This is a genomic window from Micromonospora sp. KC207 (assembly GCF_004348615.1).
Lineage (GTDB): Bacteria > Actinomycetota > Actinomycetes > Mycobacteriales > Micromonosporaceae > Micromonospora.
The window spans coordinates 1-5,049 of sequence record NZ_SMKJ01000384.1 but is presented as its reverse complement, the minus strand read 5'-3'; the positions used below and the strand labels follow the sequence as shown (position 1 = coordinate 5,049).

Genomic DNA, 5,049 nt, shown 5'->3' with positions numbered 1-5,049 from the left:
CGGGGGCCTCGGCCACGGGAACGGGCCGGCCGATCAGCCAGCAGAGGAAACGGGCCATCGACGGATCAGCCGACCATGAGGCGATCGGCCTCGGCCCGGGAGATGTCGTACTGGGCACCGCAGAAGGTGCATTGCTGGACGTGACTGGTGCGAATCGGGATCAGTGGAACGAAGAAGAGGGTGAACTTCGTGGACCGCCGGCTGATCACCTGGGCGGCATGGTTGCCGCAGTTGCGGCACACCCGCTGCGCCACGCCCGACCGGTCCACCTTGGTGCGGAGCCCGAATATGAAGAACATCTCCCCCGAGTACCCACCCGCGCGCCCGTCTGCACATACCGTTGCGTCGAACAGGGCCGGGATCGCTCGGTTCCCTGGACGATTCCCGCCGGAACGAACAGCGACTACCCAAGATTCCGTGCACCGCCGGCGGTGGAGGGGCGCCCGCCCCTCCACCGCCGGCGATCAGGCCGACCAGTCGGGCCGCAGCGGGTACCCGTTCACCCCGCGCGGGCCGTTGCGGGTCGCCAGCACCTGGTGCAACTGGATTTCGTTGCGCTCGAACGCCAGCCGCGACCCCGCCATGTACAGCCCCCACACCCGGGCGGTGCCCTGGCCGACCTCGGCCACGCACTCGTCCCAGTGCGCCACCAGGTTGCGGCACCAGCCGGCGAGGGTCAGCGCGTAGTGCTGGCGCAGGTTCTCCTCGTGGTGCACCTCCAACCCGGCGTCGTGGATCTCGCTGATCAGCCGCCCGGGGCCGGCCAGCTCGCCGTCGGGAAAGACGTACCGGTCGATGAACGCGCCCGAGCGGTGCGGCGCCCGGTTGTCTGCCCGGGTGATGCAATGGTTGAGCAGCCGCCCCCCGGGGCGCAGCCGCCCGCCCAGCGCTCGGAAGTACGCCGGGTAGTTGCGCACCCCGATGTGCTCGGTCAGGCCGATCGAGGAGACCACGTCGAACTGCTCGCGCGGGGCGTCCCGGTAGTCCAGGTGCCGCACCTCGGCCAGCTCGGACAACCCCTCCCGCTCGATGGTTGCCTGCGCCCACTGCGCCTGCGCCCGGGACAGGGTCACGCCGAGCGCCTTCACCCCGTACTCGCGGGCCGCGTGCCGGACCATGCCGCCCCAGCCGCAGCCGACATCGAGCAGCCGCATCCCCGGCTTCAGCGCGAGCTTCCCGGCGACCAGGTCGTACTTCGCGGCCTGGGCCTGCTCCAACGTGTCGTCCGGGCTGCGGAACACCGCGCACGTGTACGTCATCGACGGCCCGAGCACCAACTCGTAGAAGGCGTTCGAGACGTCGTAGTGGTGGGAGATCGCGGTGCTGTCCCGAACGCGGGAGTGGCGCAGCCCGTTCACCACCCGCTTCCAGCGCGGCGCGGCCTCCTGCGGCGGAGGCGGCGGCGGCATCAGCCGCTCCCGGCCCAGCCCGCGCACCAGGGCCAACCCCTCGGCCAGCGACGGCGGGCGGAGCCTCAACTCGTCCTTGAGCAGACGCAACGCCTCGTACGGATCGCCCGGGTGCACACCGCCCAGTTCCAGGTCGCCGCTGACGTACGCCCGCGCCATGCCCAGGTCCCCAGGCGCAGTCAGCAGGTACGACAGGCCCCGCTCGGAGCGGACGTCGAGGGTGATCCCGGCGTCGGCCGGCCCGACGGCGCTGCCGTCGTACCCGGTGATCCGGACCGGCAGGGCCCCGGCCGTGACGGCACGGACCACGTCGGCCACGGTCGGGGTCGGGCGTCGGCCCCCGGCCGGCGGGACGGACGGCACATCGGCCGCCCCCTGTTCTCGGTCAATCAGGCTCATTTTCGCGCTACCGCCTTCTCGTAAAGTCCGGTGAGCCGGTGGTCCGGGTCGTAACGGTCCTTCACCGCGCGCCAGGTGTCCCCGCCGTAGAGCCGGTCGAACGCCTCGCGGTCGTAGTACGCGTCCGAGTAGAGCGACTTGTGGCCGCCCGCGTCGGACACCGCACGCTCGATCAGCCGGTTGACGTCGCCGTCGGCGGCGCCCTCGCTGATCGGCACGGTCCCCCAGAAGCCGATGTTGACGTAGTTCCGGCCGGGCTGGAGCGGATACAGCGGCCAGACCCGCGCCGAACCGGGGCCGGCCGGCTCGCGCAGCCGCAGCGGGCAGAGCCAGACCGGGGACATCCGCACCTCTCGGGCGAACCAGCGCAGGAAGTCGGCGGTGCCCTCCAGGGGAATCTCCACGTCCTGCACCACCCGCTCGCGGGCCGGCTGGCCGCGCAGCCGGTCGAGCCGGGCCACCACCTGGTGCCGGTGCTCCAGCCGGACCAGCCGGTGGTAGACGTCGCTGCGCCGCAACCGGGCCGGCCAGAGCCGCCGCACGACCGGGTGCTGCGCCCCGAACGCCGCCGAGCACCAGAACCAGTCGGTGTCCCACCGCCACAGGTAGTCGTGGGTGGTCAGCCAGTCGCGGGTGCGTCGACGCAGCGAGCGGTAGTAGATGTCCTGGCCGGTGTAGTCGCTGACCTGCGGCGCGTCGTCGGTGAAGGTCGCCAGCACCAGATACGCCTCGCCGGGGCTGAACATCACTCCGTCCATCGCGTCCACCGGCTCACCGGCGAAGGACCGGGTCGCGGTCACCTCGGCGATCGCGTCGGTCAGCGCGCCCAGGTCGGTGAAGCGGACGTTGCGCAGGGCCACGTACCGGCACACCGGTGCCAGCTCGATGCGCAGCCGGGTGGCGTAGCCGAGGCTGCCCAGCGAGTTGGGAAAGGCGGCGAAGAGGTCGGCGTGCGCCCCGTCGGACCGCACGGTGACGATCTCGCCCGTGCCGGTGAGGATGTCCATCTCCAGGACGGACTCGTGCGGCAGGCCGTGCCGGAACGAGGTGGACTCGATGCCGAGCCCGGTGACCGCCCCGCCCAGGGTGATCGTGCGCAACTGCGGCACCACCAGCGGCATCAGCCCGTGCGTCAGGGTCGCCTCGACCAGTCGCTCGTACGTGCACATGCCCTGCACGTCGACCGTGCGGGCGGTCGGGTCGACGCCGATCACCCCACCGAGGCCGCTGACGTCCAGGCCGGGGGCGCTCGGTGCCGACCTCGGGCGGAACAGGTTCGAAGTGCGCTTGGCCAGGCGCACGGTCTCGCCGGCGGGCACCGCGGCGTACGACCGCCGCAGCAGATCCACCGCTCCGTCGTGGTCAACTCCATGATCCACACGGATAGCACACATGAGATCACTGTACGCGGGAATGATCGATCCAGTGGGACGTCCACGGTGGCCTTTCCCACGTCAGGAGGCCCGCCCGAGCTACCGTGAGCGCATGCCGAAAGCCGTCTGGAACGACCTGGTGATCGCCGACAGCCACGACACGGTGGTGGTCGAGGGCAACCACTACTTCCCGCGTTCCGCCCTGCGCGACGATGTGGTCCGCGAGTCCGCCACGCACACCTACTGCCCGTGGAAGGGCACCGCCTCGTACTACACATTGGAGCATGACGGGCGAACCAGCGCCGACGCCGTCTGGTACTACCCGGAGCCGAAGCCGGAGGCCGAGATGGTCCGCGACCGGGTGGCGTTCTGGAAGGACGTCGAGGTCGTCGACTGAGCCGGCCCCCGTCGGCGCAGCGGCCGGGCAGCACCAGCAGCGACGCGCCGCGCAGCGCGTAGTACGCCCCGAGCAGCAGGGGGGTCGACCCGGTCGGTGAGCCAGCCGGAGGCGATCGTGCCGACGATGTCGAACAGGCCGACCAGTGCGAGCAGCCCGGCGGCGGTGGTCCCGGCCATGCCGTGGTCGTGCGCCGCCGGCACGAAGTGGGTGCCGACCAGCCCGTTGGTGGTCGCGCCGCAGATCGCGAACCCGCCGGCGAGCAGCCAGAACGGCCGGGTCCGCGCGGTGTTGGCCAGCACGGAGACCGCCCGGGCACCGGCCCCGCCGGCCGGCGGCGCGGGCGGGACCACCTCCGCCGCGCCGTAGGCGGGCACCCCGAGATCCGCCGGGTACTCCCGCAGCAGCCATCCCACCAGGGGTACGACCGCCAGCGCGGCCCCGGCGACGACGAGCGCCGCCGTGCGCCAGCCATGGTCGCGGACCACGACGGCGACCAGCGGGGGGAAGACGAGCTGGCCGGCGGCCCCGCCGGCGGTCAGCACCCCGGTCACCAGCCCCCGCCGTTGGACGAACCAGCGCCCGGTGACGGTCGCCACGAAGGCCAGCGCCATCGACCCGGTGCCCAGCCCGACCAGGTCCGGCGACGTGCTCACCTCCGCCGGGGTCGCCGCCGGGATCGACCTCTGCCTGCACGTCGTGCGCACCGACCACGGCAGCGACGTGGCGAACCGGGCGGCCCGGCGCTGCGTGGTGCCGCCCTGGCGCGACGGCGGGCAGGCCCAGTACATCGAGCGGCCGGTCCCCCGGAACCCGGAGAACGGCACCGCCGCCACCCGGGAGTGGGCCCGGCAGCGGCTGCACGAACCGGTCGCCCTACGCGACCTGGCCGCGCACGCCCGGATGAGTGTGCGCACCTTCACCCGGCACTTCCGCTCCGAGACCGGCCCCAGCCCGGCCCAGTGGCTCTTGCAGCAACGAACCGACCATGCCCGGCTGCTGCTGGAGACGACGGACCTGAGCGTCGAACAGGTGGCCCGCCGGTCCGGCTTCGGCACCGCCGCCGCGCTGCGCCAACGCCTGCACGGGCGGATCGGCGTCTTTCCGTCGGCGTACCGCCGGGCCTTCCGGGCCCGCGCCTAGCTCATCTCGTTCAGCCACGGTGGGGATGGAACTGCGGCCGCAGGGCCCGGAGCTGGGCCAGGTGCTTCGGCAGGTGGACGCGGGCGTGCAGGTCGAGGGTGCGTGCCCAGGGCAGTGTCTCGTCGACCCGCAGGTCGACGCCCTCGTGCAGCCTGGACTCCACCGGCGTCTGCGCCGCCACAGCCGTCGGCATCATCGCGCGCAGGTGCGCCGGATTGGCCGGGTCGCCCTGCACGACGAAGACGTTGTGCCCGGCCGGATGATTGGCCGTGGCGTTACTGACCAGCACGTGGTCGACCTGCTGCAGGCCCTGCTCGCGGGCCAGCAC

At 72.4% G+C, this 5,049-nt stretch carries 5 protein-coding genes and 2 pseudogenes; 2 read left to right on the top strand and 5 right to left on the bottom strand.

Features of this window, described 5'->3' with window-relative positions; translation table 11 throughout:
* Positions 1-65: 65 nt before the first annotated feature.
* The 3 genes from E1258_RS29700 to E1258_RS29690 all read right to left on the bottom strand — a co-directional run bounded on the left by E1258_RS29700 (position 66) and on the right by E1258_RS29690 (position 3,202).
* Positions 66-299 (bottom strand): zinc-ribbon domain-containing protein, encoded by a 234-nt coding sequence (locus E1258_RS29700; protein ID WP_132406935.1) that lies wholly within the window; start codon positions 297-299, stop codon positions 66-68.
* 165 nt (positions 300-464) lie between these two features.
* The gene (locus E1258_RS29695; RefSeq protein ID WP_132406933.1) at positions 465-1,808 is read right to left on the bottom strand and encodes a class I SAM-dependent methyltransferase; all 1,344 of its coding nucleotides are present in this window, start codon (positions 1,806-1,808) and stop codon (positions 465-467) included.
* Positions 1,805-3,202, bottom strand: coding sequence for an FAD-binding oxidoreductase (locus E1258_RS29690; protein WP_132406931.1), 1,398 nt, complete (start codon positions 3,200-3,202; stop codon positions 1,805-1,807). Before E1258_RS29690 ends, E1258_RS29695 begins: the two co-directional genes overlap by 4 nt.
* 91 nt (positions 3,203-3,293) lie before the next feature.
* Between E1258_RS29690 and E1258_RS29685 the strand changes: the two genes are divergently transcribed.
* A complete protein-coding gene (locus tag E1258_RS29685) occupies positions 3,294-3,578 on the top strand; it encodes a DUF427 domain-containing protein (RefSeq protein WP_132406929.1) in 285 nt (94 codons plus the stop codon).
* A 25-nt stretch (positions 3,579-3,603) separates the two neighbouring features.
* Here E1258_RS29685 and E1258_RS29680 read toward each other — a convergent pair.
* Positions 3,604-4,216: pseudogene (locus tag E1258_RS29680) on the bottom strand (MFS transporter); the annotation flags it as partial.
* 4 nt (positions 4,217-4,220) lie between these two features.
* Here E1258_RS29680 and E1258_RS29675 point away from each other — a divergent pair.
* Positions 4,221-4,721 (top strand): annotated as a pseudogene (locus tag E1258_RS29675) (helix-turn-helix domain-containing protein); the annotation flags it as partial.
* Positions 4,722-4,731: 10 nt separating this feature from the next.
* Here the strand turns inward: E1258_RS29675 and E1258_RS29670 are convergent.
* The coding region (locus E1258_RS29670; protein WP_371688701.1) for an XVIPCD domain-containing protein at positions 4,732-5,049 on the bottom strand (318 nt) is incomplete at its 5' end.

What these genes read in the sequence shown, in the direction of transcription:
- E1258_RS29700 (WP_132406935.1), bottom strand. Translation starts at nt 299, where the DNA reads ATGTTCTTCATATTCGGGCTCCGCACCAAGGTGGACCGGTCGGGCGTG.
- E1258_RS29695 (WP_132406933.1), bottom strand. Translation starts at nt 1,808, where the DNA reads ATGAGCCTGATTGACCGAGAACAGGGGGCGGCCGATGTGCCGTCCGTC.
- E1258_RS29690 (WP_132406931.1), bottom strand. Translation starts at nt 3,202, where the DNA reads ATGTGTGCTATCCGTGTGGATCATGGAGTTGACCACGACGGAGCGGTG.
- E1258_RS29685 (WP_132406929.1), top strand. Translation starts at nt 3,294, where the DNA reads ATGCCGAAAGCCGTCTGGAACGACCTGGTGATCGCCGACAGCCACGAC.